Annotated in this window: 25 protein-coding genes; 14 read left to right on the plus strand and 11 right to left on the minus strand. The window is 35.2% G+C overall.

Features of this window, described 5'->3' with window-relative positions; genetic code table 11:
- Position 1: 1 nt before the first annotated feature.
- The 5 genes from BLQ19_RS09275 to BLQ19_RS09295 all read left to right on the plus strand — a co-directional run bounded on the left by BLQ19_RS09275 (position 2) and on the right by BLQ19_RS09295 (position 4,760).
- A complete protein-coding gene (locus tag BLQ19_RS09275; RefSeq protein WP_074538151.1) occupies positions 2 to 1,108 on the plus strand; it encodes an L-dopachrome tautomerase-related protein in 1,107 nt (368 codons plus the stop codon).
- Positions 1,109 to 1,216: 108 nt separating this feature from the next.
- Positions 1,217 to 1,552: an AraC family ligand binding domain-containing protein gene (locus tag BLQ19_RS09280; protein ID WP_034657195.1), complete on the plus strand. Its 336-nt coding sequence runs from the start codon at positions 1,217 to 1,219 to the stop codon at positions 1,550 to 1,552.
- Between the two features lie 9 nt (positions 1,553 to 1,561).
- On the plus strand, positions 1,562 to 2,353 hold the full coding sequence (locus BLQ19_RS09285; RefSeq protein WP_074538152.1) for an SDR family NAD(P)-dependent oxidoreductase: 792 nt from the start codon (positions 1,562 to 1,564) through the stop codon (positions 2,351 to 2,353).
- A gap of 120 nt (positions 2,354 to 2,473) precedes the next feature.
- Entirely contained in the window at positions 2,474 to 3,682 is a 1,209-nt protein-coding gene (locus BLQ19_RS09290; RefSeq protein WP_175444423.1) for a winged helix-turn-helix domain-containing protein, read from the plus strand.
- A 139-nt stretch (positions 3,683 to 3,821) separates the two neighbouring features.
- Positions 3,822 to 4,760: a LamG domain-containing protein gene (locus BLQ19_RS09295; protein ID WP_074538153.1), complete on the plus strand. Its 939-nt coding sequence runs from the start codon at positions 3,822 to 3,824 to the stop codon at positions 4,758 to 4,760.
- A 79-nt stretch (positions 4,761 to 4,839) separates the two neighbouring features.
- On the opposite strand, the gene BLQ19_RS09300 is transcribed toward BLQ19_RS09295, so the two are convergent.
- On the minus strand, positions 4,840 to 5,997 hold the full coding sequence (locus BLQ19_RS09300; RefSeq protein ID WP_254788323.1) for an Iota-carrageenase: 1,158 nt from the start codon (positions 5,995 to 5,997) through the stop codon (positions 4,840 to 4,842).
- 60 nt (positions 5,998 to 6,057) lie between these two features.
- Entirely contained in the window at positions 6,058 to 6,324 is a 267-nt protein-coding gene (locus BLQ19_RS21575) for a hypothetical protein (RefSeq protein ID WP_254788326.1), read from the minus strand.
- Between the two features lie 340 nt (positions 6,325 to 6,664).
- Between BLQ19_RS21575 and BLQ19_RS09310 the strand changes: the two genes are divergently transcribed.
- On the plus strand, positions 6,665 to 7,438 hold the full coding sequence (locus BLQ19_RS09310) for a polysaccharide lyase family 7 protein (RefSeq protein WP_029446715.1): 774 nt from the start codon (positions 6,665 to 6,667) through the stop codon (positions 7,436 to 7,438).
- A gap of 77 nt (positions 7,439 to 7,515) precedes the next feature.
- Here the strand turns inward: BLQ19_RS09310 and BLQ19_RS21250 are convergent, their stop codons facing one another.
- The 3 genes from BLQ19_RS21250 to BLQ19_RS09325 form a co-directional block, all read right to left on the minus strand.
- Complete coding sequence (locus BLQ19_RS21250) at positions 7,516 to 8,070, minus strand: heavy metal-binding domain-containing protein (RefSeq protein ID WP_074538156.1); 555 nt, start codon at positions 8,068 to 8,070, stop codon at positions 7,516 to 7,518.
- Positions 8,071 to 8,162: 92 nt separating this feature from the next.
- Complete coding sequence (locus BLQ19_RS09320) at positions 8,163 to 8,783, minus strand: hypothetical protein (RefSeq protein ID WP_139150232.1); 621 nt, start codon at positions 8,781 to 8,783, stop codon at positions 8,163 to 8,165.
- Positions 8,784 to 8,787: 4 nt separating this feature from the next.
- The gene (locus tag BLQ19_RS09325) at positions 8,788 to 9,777 is read right to left on the minus strand and encodes a YHYH protein (RefSeq protein ID WP_074538158.1); all 990 of its coding nucleotides are present in this window, start codon (positions 9,775 to 9,777) and stop codon (positions 8,788 to 8,790) included.
- Positions 9,778 to 10,169: 392 nt separating this feature from the next.
- Between BLQ19_RS09325 and BLQ19_RS09330 the strand changes: the two genes are divergently transcribed.
- From BLQ19_RS09330 to BLQ19_RS09360, 7 genes are read left to right on the plus strand one after another with little or no spacing between them, the layout of a single operon-like run.
- Entirely contained in the window at positions 10,170 to 10,721 is a 552-nt protein-coding gene (locus tag BLQ19_RS09330) for a LemA family protein (RefSeq protein WP_025615380.1), read from the plus strand.
- A gap of 12 nt (positions 10,722 to 10,733) precedes the next feature.
- Entirely contained in the window at positions 10,734 to 11,879 is a 1,146-nt protein-coding gene (locus BLQ19_RS09335; RefSeq protein ID WP_139150233.1) for a glycosyltransferase family 4 protein, read from the plus strand.
- A gap of 2 nt (positions 11,880 to 11,881) precedes the next feature.
- Positions 11,882 to 12,808 carry a hypothetical protein gene (locus BLQ19_RS09340; protein ID WP_074538160.1) on the plus strand — a complete coding sequence of 309 codons (927 nt, stop codon included), beginning with the start codon at positions 11,882 to 11,884 and terminating at the stop codon, positions 12,806 to 12,808.
- Between the two features lie 6 nt (positions 12,809 to 12,814).
- Complete coding sequence (locus tag BLQ19_RS09345; protein WP_024481062.1) at positions 12,815 to 13,201, plus strand: hypothetical protein; 387 nt, start codon at positions 12,815 to 12,817, stop codon at positions 13,199 to 13,201.
- On the plus strand, positions 13,202 to 14,305 hold the full coding sequence (locus tag BLQ19_RS09350; protein WP_074538161.1) for a glycosyltransferase family 4 protein: 1,104 nt from the start codon (positions 13,202 to 13,204) through the stop codon (positions 14,303 to 14,305).
- Complete coding sequence (locus BLQ19_RS09355) at positions 14,302 to 14,919, plus strand: hypothetical protein (RefSeq protein ID WP_074538162.1); 618 nt, start codon at positions 14,302 to 14,304, stop codon at positions 14,917 to 14,919. The genes BLQ19_RS09350 and BLQ19_RS09355 overlap by 4 nt, the downstream gene beginning before the upstream one ends.
- Entirely contained in the window at positions 14,919 to 15,725 is an 807-nt protein-coding gene (locus BLQ19_RS09360; RefSeq protein ID WP_074538163.1) for a hypothetical protein, read from the plus strand. Before BLQ19_RS09355 ends, BLQ19_RS09360 begins: the two co-directional genes overlap by 1 nt.
- 27 nt (positions 15,726 to 15,752) lie before the next feature.
- Here BLQ19_RS09360 and BLQ19_RS09365 read toward each other — a convergent pair whose 3' ends face one another.
- Positions 15,753 to 16,652 carry a DMT family transporter gene (locus BLQ19_RS09365; RefSeq protein WP_074538164.1) on the minus strand — a complete coding sequence of 300 codons (900 nt, stop codon included), beginning with the start codon at positions 16,650 to 16,652 and terminating at the stop codon, positions 15,753 to 15,755.
- 356 nt (positions 16,653 to 17,008) lie between these two features.
- On the opposite strand from BLQ19_RS09365, the gene BLQ19_RS09370 reads away from it, so the two are divergent.
- Positions 17,009 to 18,268 carry a DUF2130 domain-containing protein gene (locus BLQ19_RS09370; RefSeq protein ID WP_074538165.1) on the plus strand — a complete coding sequence of 420 codons (1,260 nt, stop codon included), beginning with the start codon at positions 17,009 to 17,011 and terminating at the stop codon, positions 18,266 to 18,268.
- 134 nt (positions 18,269 to 18,402) lie between these two features.
- Here the strand turns inward: BLQ19_RS09370 and BLQ19_RS09375 are convergent, their stop codons facing one another.
- The 5 genes from BLQ19_RS09375 to BLQ19_RS09395 all read right to left on the minus strand — a co-directional run bounded on the left by BLQ19_RS09375 (position 18,403) and on the right by BLQ19_RS09395 (position 24,632).
- Positions 18,403 to 19,371: an ornithine cyclodeaminase family protein gene (locus BLQ19_RS09375; RefSeq protein ID WP_074538166.1), complete on the minus strand. Its 969-nt coding sequence runs from the start codon at positions 19,369 to 19,371 to the stop codon at positions 18,403 to 18,405.
- Positions 19,372 to 19,581: 210 nt separating this feature from the next.
- The gene (locus BLQ19_RS09380; protein WP_074538167.1) at positions 19,582 to 20,856 is read right to left on the minus strand and encodes a purine-cytosine permease family protein; all 1,275 of its coding nucleotides are present in this window, start codon (positions 20,854 to 20,856) and stop codon (positions 19,582 to 19,584) included.
- 6 nt (positions 20,857 to 20,862) lie between these two features.
- Positions 20,863 to 22,308, minus strand: coding sequence for an aminoacyl-histidine dipeptidase (locus BLQ19_RS09385; protein ID WP_074538168.1), 1,446 nt, complete (start codon positions 22,306 to 22,308; stop codon positions 20,863 to 20,865).
- Positions 22,309 to 23,577, minus strand: coding sequence for a purine-cytosine permease family protein (locus BLQ19_RS09390; RefSeq protein WP_074538169.1), 1,269 nt, complete (start codon positions 23,575 to 23,577; stop codon positions 22,309 to 22,311).
- Complete coding sequence (locus BLQ19_RS09395) at positions 23,577 to 24,632, minus strand: 2,5-dihydroxypyridine 5,6-dioxygenase NicX family protein (protein ID WP_074538170.1); 1,056 nt, start codon at positions 24,630 to 24,632, stop codon at positions 23,577 to 23,579. The genes BLQ19_RS09390 and BLQ19_RS09395 overlap by 1 nt, the downstream gene beginning before the upstream one ends.
- Positions 24,633 to 24,672 lie beyond the last annotated feature (40 nt).

Below are 24,672 nucleotides of genomic sequence, written 5' to 3' on the forward strand. Positions count from 1 at the left end.
CATGAAAAAACAACTAATTACACTTAGTATACTACTCTCTGTCATGAGTACAAATGCTCAGAAAACCTTAGCCAAAGCAGAAGTTTTTGCAACAGTAGACCAAGCTGTGGGGAATATTACTTTCACCAATGATGGCGATTTGGTATACAGTCATCATCCATTTTTCGGTCCAGAAATTAGAGTGGTCAAGTTTGATAAAAAAACAAATTCAACAACACCATTTCCTAACCTAGAGTGGAATACTCCTAGAGCTACAGATGATAATTATTTGAGTAATGTTTTGGGTATCCGTAATGATGAAAACGGAGTTATTTGGATGTTAGATATGGCACAACGTGATAACGTAACACCAAAAATGGTGGGTTGGAATACACATACCAATACATTGGAACGTATTTATTATTTACCAAAATCCGTAGTGCCAGCAATTTCACAACCTAATGATATGGTGGTAGATACCAAAAATGGTTATTTTATTATAGCCGATGAAGGCATTGGTAATGGAGGTGAGGGTAGCAAAGCAGCTTTTATTATTGTAGATATGAAAACCGGCAAAGCACTTCGTGTTTTACAAGGAACACGTACTACGTTACCAGAAAATACACCAACAGTAATTGACGGAAAGCATTTGGCTGTAAACGGTAAAGATTTATTGATTGGGAATGACGGAATTACTGCTGATGCTAATTTTGAATATATATATTATGGGCCATTAAACGGCACCAAAATCTACAGAGTTAAAACATTAGACCTTGTAGACGAGACTTTGACCGAGGCTGCATTAGATAGCAAAATTGAAACCTACTCAGAGAAGCCGAATAATGGGGGAATGTCTATTGATAAAGAGGGCAATCTATATTTAACGGCTTTGGAAACAAAAAGTGTTGCTGTGGTTTTAGCTAAAGACCGTAGTGTGCACACAATGATAAAAGATGATAATTTGGTATGGCCAGATGGCGTAAGTTACAATCATGTAGATGGTTACATGTATGTATCCGCAGCGCAAGTTAATAGAGGTGCAGCTTTTAACAATGGTAAAAGTATAGCTACGCAACCATTTTATATTTTCAGATTTAAACCTTTGGTAGAAGGCGTTTCTTTTAGATAAGCTTAACTACTTTAAGGTCGCTTTTAGTAAGATGCTAAAGACTGTTCTCACTTAAAAAGTCGCTTTAGGGCGACTTTTTTCATAAAAAACCAACAAAATAATCCAACGATGGCCAGGACTATAATAGAGAATATTGTAATTGAGCAATACAAGGATCAATCGTATTTTACGTTTTGTAAATACACTACCATTCGTTTTTTTGAGATTTTATATTTTGAAAAAGGAAGTGGCGTTATTCGTATTAATGGTAAAACCGTGAGTTATACACCAAATAGTATTTTTGTTTTTGTTCCAGACGATATTTACATAGTAGAAGCCGATACTGCAAGTACCGTTACAACTATTAAATTTTTAAAAAGTTTTTTTAGAGGTGACGTTTCACAAAATGTAAATCTCCCGGTGAACAATAGCAGAAAAAGTTTTGCCTATATTTTATCAACATAAAAAATAACAATGAAACATATATTAATTACAGGAAGCACAGACGGTATCGGTAAATTATTGGCGCTGCGTTTAGCAAACGAAGGTCATTTTGTGGCTATTCACGGTAGAGATACAACAAAATTACTAGCTACGTTAGCAGAAATTAAAACAGCATCTAACAACGAGAATGTAATTGGTTTTTTAGCTAATTTTTCTGATTTAGAAGCTGTTAAAAAAATGGCGATAGACGTAGAAAAGCAAATGCCTATTATAGATATTCTTATTAATAACGCAGGTTTATTTATGAGTAAGAATGCAAGTACAGCATCTGGTATAGATGCTCGTTTAGTGGTGAATTATTTAGCCCCTTACCAACTAACAGCAGCAATAGTACCCTTATTTAAAAAGGCAGAAGCACCACGTATTATAAATCTTAGTTCTGCGGCACAAGCACCAGTATCTTTAGAAGCTTTACAGAAGAATATTGGATTGGGAGCTAATGAGGCATATGCTCAGAGTAAATTGGCATTTACTATGTGGAGTTTTTCTTTAGCAAAGCAAGAACCATCCATTACGGTGGTAGCAGTAAACCCAGGGTCGCTACTAGATACCAAAATGGCAAAAGAAGCATATGGGCAACATTGGTCTCCAGCGGAAAAGGGAGTGGCTATTTTGTATGATTTAGCTTTGACAGATTTAGCAGAAACGGGAACCTACTATGATAATGATAAAGGATTTTATTCAGAAGCCCACCCAGATGCTTATGATTCCAATAAAATTAGTACGCTAATTCAATTAACAAAAGGTCTGTTGTCAAATTAGATTGATTATTAAAGGGCATAAACTCAAATAATAAGAGGATTTTTTCTTTGTATACAATGCTTAACCATTTAAATAGATATTTTTGCACCCCTAGCCAATTTGGTTTAACAGCAATTCAATATGAGTTTAAGAATTGAAAATCTTTCCCTTCGCGAGGTCCAAAAATTGGTGTTGTTATCACAAAGGTTACCTGCTTCAAAATTTGTGGGTACAGCTAGAAATGCTACGCTCACGGCTATAGAACATTTGGGGTATATTCAAATTGATACCATTTCTGTTATTGAACGCGCGCACCATCATACGTTATATAATCGGAATCCGAGCTACCAAGCGGCACATATACAGGAATTAATAGCGGATAAAAAAGTATATGAATATTGGGCCCATGCGGCTTCCTTTCTTCCTATGGTCGATTTTCGTTTTAGCTTACCTCGCAAGCATGCGATTGCTTCGGGGAAACAAAAACATTGGTTTAAGCAAGATGCTAAACTTATGGATTTGGTGACAGCGCGTATAAAAGCCGAAGGCCCTTTGATGGCTAAAGATTTTGATAAAAAAGGAATCAAATTTGGTGAATGGAAGACGGCTCCTACCAAACAGGCCTTGGAGAATTTATTTATGCAAGGAGAGTTGATGATTACAAAGCGGGTAAATTTTCATAAAGTGTATGATCTCACAGAGCGGGTATTACCAAGCAGCATAAACACGACAACACCCACGCAGGAAGAATATGGTCGGTTTTTGATAACAAATTATTTACGTGCCAATGGGGTAGGGACCTTACAAGAAATGACCTATTTACTAAAGCATACCAAAGCAATAGTTACAGGGGCATTAAAGCAGATGCTGGTGCATGGTGAAATAGCGCAAGTACGTGTTGCAGATAGTGATTATTATGTCTTACCAGAATCTCTTGAACTTTTAAATAAACCTTTATCGCGAAAAAAGCTCCATATTCTATCGCCGTTTGATAATTTACTGATTCAAAGAAAACGAACATCTGCTATTTTTGGTTTTGATTATCTTTTAGAATGTTATGTGCCTCAGCATAAAAGAAAGTATGGCTATTTTTCACTGCCCATTTTATGGAATGGAAAACTGGTAGCCCGAATGGATAGTAAAGTTGATAGAAAGAAAGAGATTTTTCATATTCATCAACTAACATTAGAAGCTAGTTTAAAGAACAAGGAAAAATTTGCAGCAGCATTGAATAAAGAATTGAAATCGTTTTTGATGTTTAACAAGTGTACAGCGGTTCGTTTGCATACAACTAGTCCTAGCTCTTTCCAAGAGTATTTTGAACAGTCTTATCCTGAGCTGTTGTCTTAATAACGTTTGTGGGGGTAATCTATAAAAATTGCGATCATTTAAGGGCATGTTCAGATTTTGTTGAGTCTTAATTTTGATTTCCTATGGCAAATAACTGTATTTTTCATTTTTCTAAATTCTAATAAAAACCCCAATAAAAATGAAGCATATTTATTTAATAGCTAGTTTAATTAGCCTTATGGTATTTTCCTGTAAAAAAGATAACAATTCAATTGATGAAAATACCCCAGCTGAAGTTTCCGAAGAACCAACCACAGATCCTGTTACTGAAACACCAGAGGAGACTGCTCCAGAGGTGGTAGATTATACTACGTTAACACCACCAACGCCTCCCGAAGGCATGAAGTGGGTAGCGGTTTCGGAACTTACGGATGAGTTTAATGACACTTTTGATACCGATAAATGGTTTAAACCTTTATGGAATTATGATGTTCCCGTAAATATGAAGGCAGAAAATGCTGGAGTAGCAGACGGTAATTTATGGATAAAAGCCACACTAGATGATACCCAAGAACGCTGGTTTTTAACTTCTAGAGTACAATCAAAAGCACAGATAAATTATCCAATATATACAGAAAGTAGCATCAAAACGGCTCATATTTCTGCATATAATACTTTTTGGTTAAACAATGGTGATATCTCAGATAGAAACGAAATAGATATTATAGAAAACAATTCAAAACCTTCATGTGATTGTCAGCCAGATTTTCCATGGCAAATGAACTCTCAGTACTTTCACGTGGTTGATGGTGATACTAGAAGGAATAAAGGTAATTTTGATAATAGAACGCTTTCTGATGATAATCCATTAAAAGGAGTAAAATGGAATGAAGAATATCATACGGTTGGTGTGTACTGGAAAGACGCAAAAAATATACAATTTTATTTGGATGGCGAGCCCGCAGGAAGTGTTGTTTCTGAACGTGACTTTACGAGAGATTTAAATGTTATCTGGGATTTATGGACTTTTGATGTGGATTGGCTAGGAGGTCTTGCTGTAAAAACAGATTTAACAGATGAGACTATAAATACGATGAAGGTAGATTGGATCCATACATACCAATTAGTAGTAGAATAACTGAAATTAACATGTATTACATTAAATGCTCCATTCTAAATCAGTAGAATGGAGCATTTAAAAATTTTTACGCAATTTATTAATTGCAAGAAGCAATGGTACCAATACCGTTATTACAGACTTTTGCAGTGTTGTGTTTTACATTTAAAATATAGTTGTTAGGAAAGCCTTGTACTTTAGATGTAATTAATTGTACATTATAATTACCCAAACTATTGTCTCTTTTTGTATTATCTATAGAAACTCCTAACGAAGGGCCATTATACTCAAAACCAGTAGGTCCCGGTTTACATAATTTAGACCATTCTGAACAAGGTAAATAGGGTAAGAAAGCCTGCTTTAGTTTAGCACCAGTATTTTTATAAATTACCTTAATGTTACTTACGTTTGAAGTATCAAATTTCCCTGGTTTTATTCTGTTAACCGCAGGGTTAGCATGGTTGTAGGCTCTTTCATTAAAATCATTGGCAATACGGGCAGCCCAAGTTCTTCCATTATTACGTCTGTAAACAATTTCTACAGAACCTGCACCAAGTATTCCTTCTATGTAATTTTTAAAATCGTCACCGGAAGCTCTATTTTCTTTGTCAAAAATTTCAATAAAACCATGCTCTACGCGAACAGCATATGCGCAACCTATGGCGGTAACATCATCTACCGTAACATTACCATTCTCCATAAAATGTGGAGAAAACATTAAAGGCGTTAATCCATTTGTATTTTTAATTTTAGAAGCAAAAATAGCGTTAAGACCTCCTTTATTTGCGGTTTTCATCGCAAGATTATCAGTTTCTAAACGTAAGGTAACACCACCTGTACAGGCTAAATTTTTGAATAAGATATTATCTGCAGCATAGGCCTGAATTAATCCGTAACCCGTATGGGCATCTAGCTGATTTATATTCTCAATAATACCATTATGTGGCCAAGCATTGCCGGTTTTGTCTGTAAAACTAATTAATATGGAAGCAAACACCGTTTTTTCATCCTTAATAGTCATATTAGCTATTTTAAAATTATTTACATTACCTACATCGGCAACAATAAGATTATTAGAGCTGTTTCCTCTTAAATCTACTATAAACTTACCCTCTTTACCACTTATACTCGCATTCTCAATTTTGTTCTCAGTTTTACTTGCAAAATCAAAAATTCTATGGTTTTGGGCAGCGACTAATCCTCTAGTTGGATAGATAACGGTCCCTTTTTTAATTTCTAAATGCACATTAGAGCGCATTCTAATTTTATTGAAATAATACGTTCCTTTTGGAATAGTTAAGACACCACCATTATTAGATTAGTTTCTAATAGCATTATTTAATTTGTCGCTATCATCATTTGAGTCGGAATTATTAGCTCCAAAATCAGTCACTAAATTCTTCTTGTTATTACGAACGGCGGCATTGGGTAGCGTGTAAAATTGGGAGGCAGAAACTTTCAAAACAGTGAGGTCTTCTGAAATTTCGGCTTCATTCTGGCTTTCTGTTTCTTCATAATTTTGCGAACATCCTAACGTAAGGAGCGCAATAGAAGCTACGTAAATAGTTTTTAAATGTACTTTCATTGTAAGATTTTTTTAAGGTTAAGGGCGCAAATTAGAGCCTTTGATCTGCAAGTGCTGCCTGTATATTATTCCAGTTAAGTACTATTTTACCCTCTATAGCTTGTGTTCTATGTTGACAAGGAAAGGTAGCATGCTGGGAACCCTTTTTATCTATGGTGTTTCGTGCTTTATTTTTTATAAAATATAGATTATGTATTATGATGTTGTAAATAATACGAATTTGTAAATAATTTGTTTTATTTTTTGTCAAATTGATTTTGTATAGATTTTTTTCGTAAAATTGGTAAACCAAATTGGTACACCAATTTGACCCCAATTTTATTAATTTAAATAATTACACATGAAAAAAATGACCAATTACAAATTTTTGGCAACAGGTATTTTCTCCGTTGCACTATTTTTAACAAGCTGTAGTCAGACAGAGCAAGAAGAAGTGGTTGTAGCACCTGAAGCTATGGAAGCACCAAAACTCAGTGCTAAAGTGTATCAAATTTCAGACTTCTATATTGAGACAAGTTGGCTCAGTGGGGAGGACAGTAGATCTACTAAATCTTTTAGTTCTACAGGAACCGATAATGAAAGTTGGTATGATAAAAATTCCAGTGGATATTATATCATGAAAAGTTTAGCTACAGACGGTAACCGCACAGAATGGAAAGAGATTGAAGAATCTTCATTGACAAATGGTAAGAGTATGATCTATAAGGCCAAAGTAGAGTCCATACCAGAAAACGGAGTAACCATAGCACAAATTCACAACAGAGGTAATAATGTAAACAGACCTTGGTTACGTGTTTTTATAGATGACGATCGTAAAATTAAGATTAAAGTAACTACAAATAATCCTTCTAACAGTTCTGGAACGTATCAAGAGTATACGGGAGCTACATATTCTCAGGGAAGTGATTATATTTTGTCAATTACCTATAATGGCGGTGGCGCTAATGTAAAAGTTACCACTTCTAGTGGCTCAACTATCATTAATAAAACCTTATCGCCCTCAAGTTCATGGAATAACTATTCTAATACCTACTACTTTAAAGCAGGGGTGTATACTGAGGGAGATGACAAGCAGCCTAAAATTACATTTAACTATTTCTATTTTAACGACTAAAATAGCGATGTTGTAAAATATAAAAGACCACCTAAATTGGGTGGTCTTTGTTATTAGAAATAGTGGGGTGCTACGCGCTATTTGTTTTTTGAAGCGCAATCTACACAAGTGCATTTTCCTGATTCACAAATGCATTTGCCATCTTCATTCATGACACAGTCTTTATTCTTTTGGTGTTTTTTGCAATTTTTGTCGGCACACTTACCATCTTCACCTATGGAGCAAGACATTTTTTTAGCGTGTTCTTCACAATTTGTACATGCACAGGTATCGCCCTCACATTTACACTTGCCATCTTCATGCATTTCACAGGTTATTTTACCAGCATGTTCTTTGCAATTTGCGCATTTACATGTAGCACCTTCGCAGCTGCACTTACCCTCTTTGTGAGCTTCGCAAGTCATAATTTTATCTGTAGTGACCAACATCAAATCCATCTTACACACGGGGCAACTCCCTGCTTCATGATATGATTTACCGTCTTCGCAATTCATAGGACAGCTGTAAGTTGCATCCACAATTTCTGAAACTTTATCAGGTTTACCGTTTTCTTTTTTGTCTTTACAAGCGGTAAAAATGCTTACAGTTAATAGACAAATAACTATAGGTGTTATAATTGCTTTGATTTTCATAGGGTTAGATTTTTAATAAGGTAAGTTATTTATATTCATACTAAAAGTTAATAGACTTTCAAATAATATGGGACGATGCACAAAAAAAGTGATTATAAAACAATTAAGCTATTTTTTTTATTCTTGATCCAATAAAAATAGGCAAGACTTAGCAGTACTACTATTGCTAGCAGCAATCCTAGGTGCTTGTTGCCATCAGAAGACTCTTGTACTAGTTTATTATTTTTAATTTGGAGCTTAGCCGTATAATCATTGTCTTCATTTAGGATTACTTTATTTTTTAGGGTAGCTAGGGCAACAGAAAATATGGTTTGATGTTGTTCATTCTCTCGGAATGCATTAATGGAAATAATAATGGTACTAATAGCTTTAGGAAGATCATCCAGTATAAATTTAAAATCGGTTTGATGATTCCCCAATTTAATTCCCCCATCATTTATTGGATACTCACAATTGTTAAGCCGCAAGTCAAAATTGTCCTTAATGTACTGTACGGCTAATTCCTTATATTTAATAGTTGTAATTGTGGTGAAATCTTCTAATGGATGCTGCTTTATCAAGGCTTCATTTAATCCGTCTTGACTTACACTAATGCTCAGGATACCTAAATGATCCTTTAGTTCTAAATAATAGACTGCGGATAATGGGTTATGAGCCATTGCCGAAGAATAACTTAGTAGGACAAATAAAATAGATAATACGAGTTTTTTCATCTTTTTATCTAAATTTAAAACCACGGGTTGCTGCTACACCTTTTAAACATTTAGGAACGTTGGGCGCTCTAGTTGTACTGGCCACATAATGATAAATTCCCCCAGGATATTCTGTTGTATTTGCTATTCTACCACCACAATCATCTACGTCTGAAGGTTCTTGCGCATAGGCATAGATAGGGAAACCATCTTTAGCAAAACCTATAAGTTTTATCGTTTCTGCTTGATTTATTAAGGTACACGAGACTTCGGTAATATGATGAGCGGCTAAAACCTGGTTCATTACTTCTGGTGCAAAATGCCAGTGGTAATACCCCGCAGGATCATTGTGACCGCCACAAGGGTCTAAGGAAGGGATGTTCCCTCCAGTGGCATTTGGTATTGGCGGACCATTGATCACTGAAGGAGGGTTACCATTTATGGGGACGCCATCTAGAGAAACACCTACTAATTCAATAGTTTCAATAACATTATTGGTACCAGATAGCTTCGGTTCTGCAGGAATCAAGAAGGTAAGTTTTAAATCATTATCTGGAGCGGCAGCCAAGCAATAATCAAAATTAGGATCTGGTCGTCCAGAGTTAAAGTCGTCCATTCTAATTTTTCCTTGATCATCGATAATATCGTAACCATCGGTTTCCATGGCGTGGAACAAACTAGCCTTTAATACTTGAAATCCAGGATTAGTTTGGCCATCATAAGTACCCAAACCACCTACGTCTTCAATGGTTTCAGGACAATAAGGACCATCTTCTACGGGGTTACTAGAAAAGACCAGTTCATAACAATCACCCGTAGTGCCATCTTCTAAGGTACAAGCTACTTTTTTATAAGATAGTAAAGAGGTAGCATTAAAATAGCTTTTTTTAATAATATCATCATTGGAAACCACCAAATCGGATCTAAAAATTGGTATGTTAGCTCCAAAAATAAAATACAGTGCTATTAGTCCTATAGCGCTATAAGCAGTGATATATAGTTTGGAGCGATCCATAAGTTATTTATAGTTTTTTGTATTAAAAACTAAAGTTCCATAATTAAAAGATTGGATGAAATTGAAATCAGTGAACGCTGTGTTTTAATCAGTAAATGGTAGGGGTAATACCAATCTTAAGTTATCGGTTAAGGGGTGTTATGTATTGTTAAAAGAAGAAAGTTAATAACTAAAATAAATCAGGTGTGCTGAAGCTTAGTCATAGACGCTTTTCAAAGTTAAGCGATGCAGCAAATGAATTCTAAATTATATGCTACTTAGAAATACTTCAACTTCAAATACCTCGTTTACCATCTCAGAGGATATAGTCTTGTGTTTAGAAAAAAAATTCAAAACATATGGTTCAATACCTAAAATTTACCTAAATTCCATTTTTTAAAAACTTTTTGAATATGATATTTCTAGTAGTATTAGCAATAATTTTGATTCCTTTATTTATGGGAATCTCTATCTATAATGGTTTGGTTCGTAAAAAAACCTTAATGAAAGAGGGGTGGAGTAGTATAGATGTATTTCTTAAAAAACGAAATGATCTTATTCCTAATCTAATAGAAACGGTTAAAGGATATGCTACTCATGAAAAAACATTATTCGAAAATGTGACCAAATCTAGAAATATGGTACAAAATGCAAATACGGTTGCAGATCAAAGCGCGGCAGAAAATGCATTAAAAAATTCAATGATGAATTTATTTGCTGTATCTGAAAATTATCCAGACTTAAAAGCCAATCAGAATTTTATAGAATTGCAGAATGAGTTAACTTCTATGGAGGAAGAAATAGAAATGGCACGTAGGTATTATAATGGTACGGTAACAGATAACAATATTGCCATAGAAACTTTTCCATCAAATATAGTAGCCAACATGTTCAATTTTGAGAAAGGTACTTTTTTCGAAATTAAAGATGCAGCACAAAGAGAACCTGTAAAAGTTTCTTTTTAAAGCATACAAAACATGTTAAACATTTATGCTTCTTATGATGTGTTTCCTAGCTCAAAAGGCTCCTCTACACATATAAAAGAAATGATCACGGCTCTAGCCACACATGCGGAAGAACTTTCGTTGTTGTGTCTAAGAGGTAATGCTAAACTTCCAGCAGTACAAAAGCACGATAATATCCTTATCAAACGTTTTTACTCGGAAGTAAAACTGAACTACTTAGAAAAGGCATCGCTATTTTCTGAACGTGTTTATCTAGAAATATCTCAAAATGAAAATGAAATTAAAATTGCACATTTTAGAGATATTTGGAGTGGTCTAGGAATTACAGCCCATAAAAATATCCCATCGGTTTTTGAAGTAAATGCATTGACTTCTGTAGAGTTACCATATCATTATCCAAACCTGACGGATGAGTTTTTAGAAAAGCTTAAATTTTTAGAGCAGAAATGTCTAGACGAAGCCACTGTAATTATTACACCATCCGCCACAACAAAAAAGTTTTTAATCGCTGCTTATGCTGTTCCGGAAGAGAAAATTAATGTGATTCCTAATGGCGCATATATCCCAGAATCATTTGAAAAACCTGAAGACGCACCTGATCACTATATTATTTATTTTGGGGCTTTACAACGTTGGCAAGGAATAGAAGTGCTTTTAAAAGCCATGAGCTATTTAAAAGATTATCCAGATTTAAAATTGCTCATCTGTTCTTCTGTAAAAGAAAAGGCGTTTAAGCCATTAAAAAAACTTATTGAAAAACTAGAGCTTACAGATAGGATTATTGTAAAAACGCAAGTACAGCGAGAAGAGCTTTACAACTATATCCATTTTGCAACGCTATCTATAGCGCCTTTAAAAGCTTGTGAACGAAACATTACGCAAGGATGTAGCCCATTAAAAATATTGGAAACTATGGCTTGTGGTACGGCCCTTGTAGCATCCGACTTACCCGTAGTTCGGGAACTGGTATCAGAACAAGAAGCTATGTTGGTAGAGCCTGATAGGGAATTAGATTTGGCTCGCTCCATTCGGTTTTTATTAGATACTCCAGAAGAGCGTGAAGTTTTAGCAGCCAAGGCATTACAAAAAATGAAAGAAGAATTTACTTGGGAATTGCAAGTGAATAAGTTGAACCAAGTTTATAAAAACCTAATCTAATTATGAGTCAACAAGGATCTGTCTTAACCCAGGAACAGTTTCAAGGTGCCCCAATAGAAAGAGCACATTTGCACAGGGGGTTTTCATCAAAAAAAACACCTTTAAAATGGATTCGCTTTTTTAGAGCGTGCGTTTTGCAACGGGAAAGTGCGAATACTAAGAAAAAGAAAGAAATAAAGAAGGTCTGGTTGATCACCGTAGGGGCAATTATCCTATCGCATTTGATTGACTATGTCGCCTACTTTCCTACAACGCTATTTTTTATTGCCGCTATAATTACGGCTATCATACTCAATGTAAGGATCAAAAAGAAATTTAAAAAGAATTATACAGAAGGTTTTGATTTTTTCTCCGATTACTTCTCTGCTTTTTTTACCTTAATAGAAGAAGACTTACAACCGCAATCAAGAATTACATTAGAGGCTAATGTAAAAGATACCATAGAAAAAAGCAACCTACAAAAGGAAGAAGAGTATACCTCAGAGAACAGAAGTTTTTTATCTGGTAAAGATTTTTACTATGAAAAAATTATTAGTAAAGGTTCTTGTTTTTTAAGTGATGGTTGTACCTTAAACTTTAGTTTTTCAGAACGTTTACGAAGCAGAATCGTCAAAAAAAGAAGTGCTAGTGGAAAACGAAAAACAAAACAAAAATATAAGTCTATTTATCCTTTTATTTTAAAAATGAAAATACCCAAGGATAAATATGTACTCAATACCGCTAATGATAGGAGTACCTTGGAATTAGCGGAAGATGCCGAATTCTATATTATTAAAACGACTCGGAAATTTGATATCAAAAATGAACATCCTGAAAAATATGAACCGTACAGATCAAGTTCTATTTCGATGTTTTCTTCTGATTATTTTGCCTTAGAATTAATCAATTTAATTAATGTTAGTTACGGTTGTGTAACTCCAAGAGCATAAACGTTTATGGAACAAAGAAAAAATTGCGAAGAAACAATAGGATTGTTTGTATTAAGACCTTGCGAAACGAGCATGGTTCTTACCTGTAAAAAGTGCCAAAAACCAGTTTGTAATGAACATTCGTTTAAGCCTTTAAAAGCAAATAAGCCAGATGCTACCGCGTCTAAATTATGCTTGACTTGTTTTACAGAATTAGATACGAGACTTACCAATGATATTGAGTTATTTTCCAAAGATAGATATGTATGGCGTCGTAAAATGATTGATCGTTTTCATAAAGAATACGAGTACATGCGTTTTATTGCAGAAGATCATGGCTCTTTATTCATGGTTCACGATACCTTTTATGGCTATGATGATACCGATGATAATAGTTCATTTTTTGATAGTTAAATGAGTCTGTTATTCATTACACAACATTACTACCCCAGTAAAGGAGGTATGGCAGAATCTTGCGATCGATTAATTCGAAATTTTAGGAAATCTGGTGTTGCCGTTCATATTATTCATTTTACCAATAGACGAAAAAAGTTTCATACAGAAGCTGCGGTACATGGCAGTTATTCTGCAGTGCCCGTAAATAATTCAGAAGAATTTACATTAAACCTCGCATCGCAATTTATTGAAGGTTTGCCTATTCTAAAGGATGTAAAGTATGTGGTTGCTTTTGGAGGATATTTGCCGCTTAGTTTAGGGCCTATTTTGTCAAAATATATAGCAAAACCTTTAATTACCTTTATCAGAGGAAATGATTTTGATGAAGCAATTTTTTCTAAGCGTAGAGAAATGTTATTGTATGCGTTAAAAAATTCTGAGTTTATTTTTACGGTAACTAAAGAAAAGCGCGATAAGATAAAAAAGTTGACAGCTCATTCTAAGGTGTATTTCACCCCTAATGGTATTGATACCAAGCTGTGGAAACCAGCAATAAGTCAGCTTCCACAAATAGAAGCTTTAAAAGAAAGTAGTGCGGGTAAAAAGAGAATTGTTATTGTAGGCCAGTTAAAAGCAAAGAAAGGAATTCTTGAATTTTCTAAAACCTTTGCTAATTTCAGTTATAAAGACGCATATGAAATTTGGTTGATTGGAGATGTAGAAGATAGCGTTAAGAATCATATTGAAACGCTCCCAATTCAAGTGCAGTTTTTCTCTTTTGTAAATAAAAATGAATTAATTGCGTATTATCACGCTGCAGATATTGTGTTAATACCCTCTTTTTATGACGGTATGCCTAATGTTTTATTAGAAGCAGGAGCCTCAAAAAATGTCATTATAGCTTCAAAAGTAGGAGGAATACAAGATGTTATCGAACATCAAAAAGATGGTTTTTTATTCAACCCCTTAAAACCAGCAAGCCTATTAGAGGCGCTAACACATGTTCATAGGGCAACAGCGGAAAAAAAAGAAGGTATTGCTAATGCGTTATTTGAAAAAATTGAAAAAGAATATACAGAAGAAAAGGAAATACGTAATTATTTAAAGAATTTAGAATTATGAAAAAGTTTTACATTTTAAGCCTATTTAGCCTAATACTAGTTTTTGGTAGCTGCAAAGAAACTGCAGATAAAAGTACCACTAATAGCCCTACAGAGAATACTACAACGGAGGAAGTTTCTTATAGTGATGCACAAGTGGTTCTTTCTAATCCTGCAGGAGAAGAAATAGGAGGTTTTTCTTTGAGTCCGATGACTATTTATTCCGGGAATACAAAGTATACTAGCAAAGATAAATCAGAAAAACACAAGTACTATACGCACGGAGATTTAGCATTTGAGGTAAAATTTAAGAGTGATGGTTTTAAATTGAGAGATAAAAATTCAGCGCTCTTATGGAAGATTAAAATGTACCCTGATAAAATTAAAATATCAGATAATGAAGAGAATACCAATGCTTTTGAAATAAAGCGTTATGAAGAGAAAATTAAAATTAAACAAAATGATGACGAGTTATATACTGTAGCCCTTGAGGATGCTACCATCTCTGCAAATGATACGGTATTGTACAAACTATCCGCAAATCAAGAGAGTTATGCGTATGCTATAATGGCCTTAAAAGAAATTCCGGAACAGCAAAGAATTTTTATTTTAGCCGAAGTCTTAGCGCAGCTATAATGATCTTATTTTATGCTTATGGATCAGGGTTAGGCCATATTAACCGCATACAAAGTTATATACAGGATAAAAATATTCCATTTTCATCCTGTATTATTCTTACCAATACCAAGCATAAAAATTTTATTTCTCCAGCGATAAAAACCATTTACCAGCAGGATTCTTTCTTCAAGGATAGCTTGTTATTCCGTGACACTTTGCATCAACTTATAGAAACCTATCTCATTAAAGAGCTGGTGGTAGATGTTTTTCCAAGCGGATTTTATGGGGAGCTTCAATATTTTGATGACGTACCCCTAAAAAAAACCTTGTTAGCACGAATTCTGAAAGCCACTTATTTTGAAAAACAAGGCCCCCCGCGTTATGATGAACTTTTGGTGCTAGAAAAAGGCATCGATTTAAAGCACTATAATTATAAGAAAGTTACTTATGCTCAGGTTCCAACAGATTTACGTCATTCCAAAAAAGAAATACGAATTAAAGCACCCTTCTTTTATATTATACATTCAGAACCAGCGGAAGAAGTGCATCAGTTATATAAAATGGCTAAGATGCATCAAAAGAATGGAGAGCACATTTACATCCAAACCTTTTGTGCCCTAGATGATTTAACTAATGAGGAGGGAGTTACCGTACTACAGAATACACCGCCACTTTTAAGCTTATTAGAGGAAGCAGATAAACTATTTACGGCCTGTGGGTTCAATTTGTTTTATGCTACAGAACAGTATAGAGCTAAACAATATTTTATGCCCTTTAAGCGGCGTTATGATGATCAATTTCAAAGAAAATTACTAAATACCTAAGTGTGGGTTCTTCGCTTCAGAGCATTGTTAAGAATATAAAATTAGAAATACACCTGCCATGATACCTGCCAATGGAACCAGCTTTTTTCGTTTGTTTTGTTCTTTAAAAATAATACCACCAAGTACTACAGCAATAATAATCTGACTTCTTTTTATGGCTGAAAGTAACATAATTAAAGCATCAGGATCTTGCAATGCTTTAAAATAGAAGTAATCGGCTATTTGCAACAGAATCCCAACAAGCGGAATAGACCAACGCCATTTAAACGCTTTTCTTTTTTCTGCATGCGGAAACCAAGTAATACTTAAAATAACCAATAGGATAAGAACAGTATACCAACAAAACCAGAATTGTAGTGTTTGTGGATTTAAATGTACGGTTTGAATTAAAAATTTATCATACAGACCACTAGAGGCACCTAAGAAAGTAGCACCGATTATGGCAAAAATCCATTTGTTGCGTTTAAAATTAATACCCTCTTTTTTTCCTATTTTAGAATACAGCATTACAGATAAGATGATTAGAAAAAAACCAATCCATTGATAAAGGTTCGGTTTTTCTTGGTAAATGGTTATGGCGCCAATAAATGTAAAAAATGGACCTGCGGAACGTATGGGAGTGACTATAGTTATCGGTAAATGCTTTAGGGCCTGATAGGCTAAAACCCAGGATGCCGCCATGATCGCGGATTTTATGAGGATAAAACCATGTGTTTTCCAAGGGATGTCTGTAATATAGAAGTCTATGTTTACCATCTCTTCTTTAAAAAAATGGGAGGCCATATAAAAAGGAACCAATAGTAAAAATCCAGAAGAGATGGTACCTAGTAGCACAGGAAAAACTTCATTGCCTTGTACGGCATGTTTTTTACATAAGTTGTGTAAACCAAGAAATAAAGCTGCTAAAAGACCAAGATACATCCACATAATGCGCGCGAAGATATATAATTTATAAAATTAGCCTAAACATTTACTAAAATGTATTGCGATACTATTGTTGGGTGTTTTGTTTTTTAAAGTAATCCAGACTCTAAAAAGAAACTTTTAAAGGACTTAGAAACCAAGTGTGCACATTAATTTCTAAAACAAGGTGCTTGCTGGTTTAGATTTTGAAGATACATTGAGTAAATTTGTAGAGAAGAACAAATAATTTTTAGATCTTTAGTTGCGTAGCTACCTAAACCTATTACACTTCAAATCCTGATACTAGGATTTTGTAGTATTTGGTGATATGTTTTTACAAGGAGAGGAATTACGGCGCAAAAGATAAAAACGGAAGTAGTATGAATAACGAAACTCAAATAAAATGTCCTAATTGTGGAACATCCATAGACGTGCAGGATATTTTATCCCATCAACTTGAGGAAGAAATAAAGCAGAAATATCAGTCTCAAATTGCTGAAGAAAAGAGAAAGTATAAGAAAGAGCAGGAGAAACTGAAACAAGAAAAAATTATATTTGAACAAAAGAAGAAACAAGAAAATGAATTGTTTCAAGAGCGCTTAGAGAATCAACTAAAAGCAGGTAAAAAAGAGATTGAAGCCAAGCTTAAAAAGAAAATATCAGACGAACAGTCCGAACAATTTGAGGCTTTACAAAAAGAGTTGAATGAAAAGTCGGAACAAGTAAAAGAACTAAATCGCTCTAAAGCCGAAATAGAAAAACTCAAACGAGAAAAAGGCGAATTAAAAGAAGCTGCTGAAGCTGAAGCTCAAAAAAAGCTTAATCAAATTCTTATTGCAGAAAAAGAAAAGATTAAGAAATCTGAAGAGGATAAAAATGAATTGCGTTTTAAAGAAATGCAAAAGCAATTAGAAGACCAGAAAAAGCTGACCGAAGAAATGAAGCGAAAGCAGGAGCAGGGTTCCATGCAATTACAAGGAGAGGTTCAAGAATTGGCTATCGAAGAATGGTTGGCAGCCCAATTTCCATTAGATACGATAGAGGAAATTAAAAAAGGTGCTAGAGGTGGCGATTGTATTCAAATCGTAAATACCCGTACAGAACAGAACTGCGGTAAAATATATTATGAGAGTAAGCGTACCAAGGATTTTCAACCTATTTGGATTGAAAAATTTAAGAATGATATCCGCGAGAAAGGCGCTAATATTGGGGTTTTAGTGACAGAAGTGATGCCTTCTGATATGGATCGAATGGGACTTAAAGAGGGTATCTGGATTTGTAATTATGAAGAATTTAAAGGTCTTTGTAAAGTGTTACGCGAATCTATTGTAAAAGTAAATTTAGCCCTTAGTACGCAAGAGAATAAAGGGGATAAAATGGATATGCTTTATGATTACCTGACAAGCAATCAATTTAGAATGCAAATAGAAGCTATTGTGGAAGGTTTTACGGCAATGAAAACTGCTTTAGATAGTGAGAAAAGAGCTATGCAGCGTATCTGGAAAGAACGGGAAAAGCAAATAGATAAAGTAACGAATAACACGATAGACATGCATGCGTCTATAAAAGGAATTGCGGGGAACGCTATTCAATCTGTTAAAGCGTTAGAACTTCCAGGAGATAATGAGTTGTTATTATAACTCATACCGGATGTCTTTCGACTTGCTTTAGGAAATGCTATTTGCATTCTATCACAATAAACGAATCAGAAAGGGTATTAAATAGCTGAAAAGTCTATTTAACACCCTTTTTTACTGATGGTTATTGCATAGTTTTAAGCTATTTGTTTCTTGTTAAACGTGGTATAGACCGCATAGGCGAAGGCTAGATCTTCAGTAGCAAGACCCAAAGAAGCAAAAACCGTTGGTTTGTTTTGATAACTACTGTTATCCTGTGAAACTACCTCATAGACACTTTTTTTAATAAGATCTTCTGGAGACGTTTGTATTTCATTTGCGGCAATTATAAGCTCTCCTTTTTGTTGTTCTGCCGCATGATAATTATCTACAATTATAGCTGAGTTTAAAACAATATCAGAAGCGAGTTCTCTATGTTTAGGATCCCAAGCGCCAACGGCATTAATATGTACATGACTACGTAATCCTTTTTGTGAAATAAGGGGTGATTTTGCACCAGTAACGGTACACACTATGTCAGAAGCATTAGCAGCTTCTTGCGCTGAATTACATTCCTTGAATGTAATGTTAGGGTAACGGTTAGTTACCTTTTCGATAAAACTATTTAGATTTTTTTTATCTCTTCCGTATACAAAAACAGTCTTAATTTCGCGAACTAAGGTGATGGCGTGTAAATGAGAATAGGCTTGTGTTCCGGTTCCTAGTATTCCTAAGCTTTCGGCATTAGGTATGGCGGTGTAATCTGTAACTAAAGCACTGACAGCAGCAGTTCTCATTTCTGTCATGGTGTGGGCATCAAAATTAGCGAGAAGCTGTCCTGTCTCCGTTTCAAAAAGATGCAATATTCCTTGATGAGAACTTAGCCCTTTTTTATGGTTGTCAGGAAATATACTTAATATTTTTACGCCCATAATATTATAGGGTTTAAAGTAAGCCGGCATTAAGCCCATGATACCATTTGATGGTTCTGGAAGCTCCATTTTAGAACGCAGAGGGTTCAGTATATTTTCATCAGAAGCAATCTTAAAAAGAGCTCTCATGACCTCAATGCATTCCTTCATGCTAATCAATTCGTGTATTTTATTGTGATCAAAATTATGAACCATGTATAGCGGGTGTTTAATGTGATGTATAATGTAATATGGAGACCAGATCGTCAGCGTTTTGGTGTAAACGAAGGTATTCATTTCTTACGTAATGGCAGGGACCAAAGAGCGTTCTTTTTGTTTTATAAAAGCGAATTATTGTAGGTCTTTTAAGAAATAATCAACGTTTTAAGTGGTAAATAAATAAGTGAGCCAATGCTGTAATGCTTGTCATTTGTCTGTTGCCTTAGAGATAAATATCGCTTTCCAGTTTAATAGGCCATATAATAATCCACCAAGTATAAAGGAATCTATAAAATAAGCGTGCGTTAGTTGAAACAGTTCCAAATAGGTAAATACGGTGATGATAGAGCTAAGCACCCAACTGATTAAGGCCTTAGGTTGCCATTCAGGAATCTCATCCAATTCATAACGTTGTTTTTTTACCCAATAGAAATTAATGATGTAAATAGCGGAAATGGATGGTGCTAAAACACCCAGAAAATTTAGAAAATCAAATAAGTATTCGGAGAATCCTAATAAGGCGAATACAATCCCAAAAACACTTACGATCAGGACTATTTTTTTAAAAGCCCATTCCGTTTTTATAGTGGAAAATGTCAATACTGTGGAATATAAATTACTCGCATTCCCTACCCAGGTAGATATCAATAATAAAACGAAGGCTGGAATAACCAAACCTAACTCTTGCATTACTTTAATAATATCTACTTCCCCTGTTTGTATCGAAGGAATAGCACTAAATAAAAGCGCAACAGGAAAGCCAATGGTGATTCCTAAAACGGCAATCATACTTTGTTTATCATTGTAGATAAACCGAGAGAAGTCTGCCATCATCACAGGAAAAAGAATAGAAGAGCCCACCAGTATAGAAGTGGCTTCAAATAAGGTCATTTTAGGATTTTCAGGAACAAAATTTATTACCGCTGTAAGCGACATCCCTTGGTCAAATGAAACATAAATAACATAGCACAAAAAAAGGGTAAGCACGGGTACCGCAAAATTTGCTAAACGCTCTAAACTTTTAATTCCATAGAGTGTAGTACCGGTGATCATGGCTCCCATAATAATGATAATAGGCCATTGTGGAAGCGCTACTGCAAAGGTGTCAAGCGCCGTATCTACTACAGCAACAGAGAGTAATTCTAGGGCTACAGAAAACCATCCTAAAAGTGTAATTCCGAAAATAAAATTCATGATTTTGGCACCCTGTCTGCCAAAACTAAAATGAAGGATCATATACGTAGAAAGCCTAGATCTATTCCCAATTTTAGTGGTTGCTAAACACATCAACGTTAAAACAACAGTACTGATACCAAAAGCCCACAAAGCATCTTTGAAACCGACACCCAAAGCCACTTCAGAACCCAAAAATAATATAGGAAGAGTCAAACCTGTCCCAGCTATTATAATGGCGATAAGCCAGCCAGAAGTAAAATCTTTAGGCTGTACTTTTGTATTTGCGTATTGGTTGTCTTCGGCCATAATTGGTTATTCTAGTTGCTTAAGTAGTGTGGTCAATAGTTTCCAGAATTTCTGAGTAGAACTTATTTGTAAACGTTCTTCTGGTGAATGAGCCCCAAGGATATTTGGACCAAATGAAACCATTTGCATCGTAGGGAAAGTACCTGATAAAATACCACACTCTAATCCGGCATGGATAGATTTTACAAGTGGCAAGGCTCCATTAAGTTCGGTATAGCATTTTTTGGTGAGATGTAACAATTCACTTTCGGGATTAGGCTCCCAACCTGGATACGGACCAACTTCCTTGACTTCGGCAAAAGCAAAGCACTCTTTTATTTTCCCAGCGAGTTCATTGCGCTCTTGATCAACGGAACTTCGGGTATGACAGGCTGCATGAAATTTGCTATCCCCAACATTTAAAATAGCAATATTGTTAGAGGTTTGTACTAAGTCTGCAATTCCTTTACTCATGGAGTACACGCCATTCGGGATAGTCAAAATAGCCTTTAGTAGCTTATTTTGAGTTTTAGAGTCTAAAACACCTGTAGTATTTTTTGTTTTTACATACTCCAATTTCATACTTGGGTCTGTGGCACTATATTTCTCTTTAAGTTGCGTTGAAATTTTTGTAAACGCTTGGGAAAACACTTCTTGCTTGCCTTTTTCAATAGCTACTATGGCCCACCCGTTTCTAGGAATTACATTGGTTAAAGTGCCAACATTAATACTATGAATGTTACACCCTGTTTTTAAGACCAACTGTTCTAAACACGTTGCCAATACAATAATTGCATTTGCTTGGTTTAGGTGAATTTCTACACCAGAGTGACCTCCTGCCAATCCACTAAGCTTAATTTCAAATAAACTATAATTCTTGGCGTCTAAAAGTTCTAAATCGTAGGAGCCATCTATAAGAACATCAACACCACCAGCACAGCCAATGGTAATAATATCGTCTTCTTCTGAATCCAAATTCAAGAGCATGGTTCCTTTTAGTTGCTCTTTAGTCAAAGCCATTGCACCCGTCATACCCATTTCTTCATCTACTGTAAACAAAGCTTCAATAGGAGGGTGTTCTAAGTCTTTAGAAGACAATACTGCCATAATTGCTGCAACGCCAATTCCGTTATCAGCACCTAATGTGGTTTCTTTTGCTTTAACCCAATCTCCATCAACAAACATTTTAATTCCTTGTGTATCAAAGTTGAAATTTGAATTTGGTTCTTTTTGATGCACCATATCCGTATGTCCTTGAAGTACGATAGTTCTGTGATCTTCCTTACCGGGAGTACCTGGTTTTCGGATGATGACATTTCCAATAGCATCAACAGAGGTCTCTAGGTTTAGAGATGTACCGAAGGCAATCATAAATTGAGTGATTTCCTCTTCCTTGGTAGATGCTCTTGGTATGGCATTTATAGCTTCAAAATGCTGCCAAATAGCTTTAGGTTCTAAATTAGTAATAGACATTTAGTTACGTATTTTCTTTAAAATTAAATATAAGGTAAAGGCGACAATAAAAGAGTCGAAAAATGATATAGAGGTTAAGGTAATATAATCAAAAGCCCCTAAGTAGGCTACAATACAAGCTACGATCCAACTAACTAATGCTGCCGTATCCAATTGGGGTAATTCATTAAAACGTGCTAACTCATACTGTTGTTTTTTTACGAAGAAAAAGTCGGCAATAAAAATAGCAGAAACAGGAGGGATGAATATGCTAGAAATATTTAGAAAATCAATAAAATGAGTGGCAACACCAAAAAGAGCCAATAGGGTTCCAATGCCACTTGCTATGATACCCAATTTAGCATCTTTTGTTTTAGTGATTACCGTAGATAAGGTAAGTTGGGTAGAGTATAAATTTGCGGTGTTCGTTGTCCAAGTTGAAAATATAAGGATACACAAGGCAGGAATCGTCAAGCTTAGGCCTATCATAATTTTCATGATGTCTATTTCTCCTGTAATAAGGCTTGGTATTCCACCTGCTAAGAGTACTAGAGGGAAACCGATAGTCAGCCCCAGAATTGAAATTAAACTATCCTTATCTGTTTTAGCAAATCGGGAATAATCTGGCATTAATACCGGCGTTAAAATCACCATGCCCACTACTGCTGAAATGGCTTGTGTGGTTGTCATAGATGCATTACCCGGAATTTGCAAAAGGGTAGGTATGCTATTCTGGGAAGTAGTGATATAAAGGACATAAACTACAAACAAAAGCATTAATGGTACTGCAATAGATGAGAAACGTTCAATAATCCGAAACCCATAAATGGAGGTCAAGGTCATTAAAATACTTCCTAATAGGATACCGATCCATACAGGAAACGATACGTTGAAAAGTTGCGCAAATGCATCTGTTAATGCTTGTCCAAATATTTCAACAGTCACCGCATACCAACCTAAGAGCGTTATGGCAACAAGCAAGTTGATGAGTAAAGCTCCTTTTTTTCCGAAGGAAAAATGAAGGAGCATATAGGTAGATAAACGGGTTCTGTTCCCAATAATAGCGGTCACCGTACAAAGAATACTTAGTACGAGGCAAACGCCCATAAAGACCCAAAAGGCTTTTTCTAGCCCTAGGGCCTGAGTAACTTCTGAACCCACAAAAAAAACGGGTAGTGTGACGCCAATACCTACGATAATAGAAGCAATACGAATGCCGTTGACTGTTTTGTCTTCAGAAACTTTAGTTCTTGAATAATCATCGATAATCGGTGCTTCTTTATCTAGCATTAATACGTTCCTATTAGTTTTTCAGCCAAGGGCTTCAGAGTTGGGTGTGTGTACACACCATCTTCTACTATTTGTATATCATCTAGGTAGATACTTACTTTATTTACAATCCCATCGAAATGAGATTTAGCGATTTGCCCTAGTGGCGGCATATCCATGGGACTGGTATGTCCAAAACCAAAATCGACACCACCCCACACACGCTCGTCTTCAACAATTTCTCCACACATTTTTCGTACACTAGGATTAATCCCAAACATATTATGAGATATTTTATACATGTTGGGGTCATCGAAAGAAGCTAAATATTTTTTGAATTTTTCCGCTTCTTTTTCTGTGCCTTTTACATCGACGATAGTACTGTCTTTCATGGTAAACGCTACGCTATTATCATTTCCATAGATATCAGTATGTTGTAACAAATCAAAAACAATGGTCCCTTTCATACTTCCTATTTTGGGTACGATATTTACATATCCGGGAGCAGTCCCAAATTTAGGCATTGAAAAATCACCATCATCAATATCAAAGGAATAATCTAGATTAATATCATACGAAACATCCGTACCGTTGGCACTAGTTATACGTATGGTTTTGCAATCAAGAATCATATCTTTTACCTTGTTGAGCATTTTACCCAAATCAGGTACGCTGTACCCAGTAAAAGTTCTTTTTAAGGATTGTATGCTAGAATCGGCAATGATTAAATAACGTAATTTTTTATTGTTTTTAAAAGCATTTTCCCAAATATCAGAATATAAAAGAACTGTAGAATTACATTCCAACCAAACATCTACATTACTCAAAGTGGCAGTTAATGCGGCTGCTGGCCAATCTTTGACTCCTGCCTGTCCGTCTTCTTTTGCTTTTGGTGTCCAGATTAGTAGTGGCAATCCGCCTACTTCAGAAGCAGCGTCTACAAAGGCTTGCATAAGTTGTGGGTCAGAACCAGAATCGGCCGTAATGGCAACAGATTCACCTGCTTTTACCTTAAACATATCTTGTATAATTACCTTGGCAACCAAGGTGCAGTCTAAATTTGTATTAGTGCTCATAGTATTTGTGTTATAAAAAAGTAAGGAGTAATATTTTTAA

The organism is Cellulophaga baltica (genome assembly GCF_900102165.1).
GTDB classification, from domain to species: domain Bacteria; phylum Bacteroidota; class Bacteroidia; order Flavobacteriales; family Flavobacteriaceae; genus Cellulophaga; species Cellulophaga baltica.

Bases quoted from the DNA above. Each gene is read 5' to 3' on its own strand.
- BLQ19_RS09275 (WP_074538151.1), top strand. From the start codon at position 2: ATGAAAAAACAACTAATTACACTTAGTATACTACTCTCTGTCATGAGT.
- BLQ19_RS09280 (WP_034657195.1), top strand. From the start codon at position 1,217: ATGGCCAGGACTATAATAGAGAATATTGTAATTGAGCAATACAAGGAT.
- BLQ19_RS09285 (WP_074538152.1), top strand. From the start codon at position 1,562: ATGAAACATATATTAATTACAGGAAGCACAGACGGTATCGGTAAATTA.
- BLQ19_RS09290 (WP_175444423.1), top strand. From the start codon at position 2,474: ATGAGTTTAAGAATTGAAAATCTTTCCCTTCGCGAGGTCCAAAAATTG.
- BLQ19_RS09295 (WP_074538153.1), top strand. From the start codon at position 3,822: ATGAAGCATATTTATTTAATAGCTAGTTTAATTAGCCTTATGGTATTT.
- BLQ19_RS09300 (WP_254788323.1), bottom strand. From the start codon at position 5,997: ATGCGCTCTAATGTGCATTTAGAAATTAAAAAAGGGACCGTTATCTAT.
- BLQ19_RS21575 (WP_254788326.1), bottom strand. From the start codon at position 6,324: ATGAAAGTACATTTAAAAACTATTTACGTAGCTTCTATTGCGCTCCTT.
- BLQ19_RS09310 (WP_029446715.1), top strand. From the start codon at position 6,665: ATGAAAAAAATGACCAATTACAAATTTTTGGCAACAGGTATTTTCTCC.
- BLQ19_RS21250 (WP_074538156.1), bottom strand. From the start codon at position 8,070: ATGAAAATCAAAGCAATTATAACACCTATAGTTATTTGTCTATTAACT.
- BLQ19_RS09320 (WP_139150232.1), bottom strand. From the start codon at position 8,783: ATGAAAAAACTCGTATTATCTATTTTATTTGTCCTACTAAGTTATTCT.
- BLQ19_RS09325 (WP_074538158.1), bottom strand. From the start codon at position 9,777: ATGGATCGCTCCAAACTATATATCACTGCTTATAGCGCTATAGGACTA.
- BLQ19_RS09330 (WP_025615380.1), top strand. From the start codon at position 10,170: ATGATATTTCTAGTAGTATTAGCAATAATTTTGATTCCTTTATTTATG.
- BLQ19_RS09335 (WP_139150233.1), top strand. From the start codon at position 10,734: ATGTTAAACATTTATGCTTCTTATGATGTGTTTCCTAGCTCAAAAGGC.
- BLQ19_RS09340 (WP_074538160.1), top strand. From the start codon at position 11,882: ATGAGTCAACAAGGATCTGTCTTAACCCAGGAACAGTTTCAAGGTGCC.
- BLQ19_RS09345 (WP_024481062.1), top strand. From the start codon at position 12,815: ATGGAACAAAGAAAAAATTGCGAAGAAACAATAGGATTGTTTGTATTA.
- BLQ19_RS09350 (WP_074538161.1), top strand. From the start codon at position 13,202: ATGAGTCTGTTATTCATTACACAACATTACTACCCCAGTAAAGGAGGT.
- BLQ19_RS09355 (WP_074538162.1), top strand. From the start codon at position 14,302: ATGAAAAAGTTTTACATTTTAAGCCTATTTAGCCTAATACTAGTTTTT.
- BLQ19_RS09360 (WP_074538163.1), top strand. From the start codon at position 14,919: ATGATCTTATTTTATGCTTATGGATCAGGGTTAGGCCATATTAACCGC.
- BLQ19_RS09365 (WP_074538164.1), bottom strand. From the start codon at position 16,652: ATGTGGATGTATCTTGGTCTTTTAGCAGCTTTATTTCTTGGTTTACAC.
- BLQ19_RS09370 (WP_074538165.1), top strand. From the start codon at position 17,009: ATGAATAACGAAACTCAAATAAAATGTCCTAATTGTGGAACATCCATA.
- BLQ19_RS09375 (WP_074538166.1), bottom strand. From the start codon at position 19,371: ATGGTTCATAATTTTGATCACAATAAAATACACGAATTGATTAGCATG.
- BLQ19_RS09380 (WP_074538167.1), bottom strand. From the start codon at position 20,856: ATGGCCGAAGACAACCAATACGCAAATACAAAAGTACAGCCTAAAGAT.
- BLQ19_RS09385 (WP_074538168.1), bottom strand. From the start codon at position 22,308: ATGTCTATTACTAATTTAGAACCTAAAGCTATTTGGCAGCATTTTGAA.
- BLQ19_RS09390 (WP_074538169.1), bottom strand. From the start codon at position 23,577: ATGCTAGATAAAGAAGCACCGATTATCGATGATTATTCAAGAACTAAA.
- BLQ19_RS09395 (WP_074538170.1), bottom strand. From the start codon at position 24,632: ATGAGCACTAATACAAATTTAGACTGCACCTTGGTTGCCAAGGTAATT.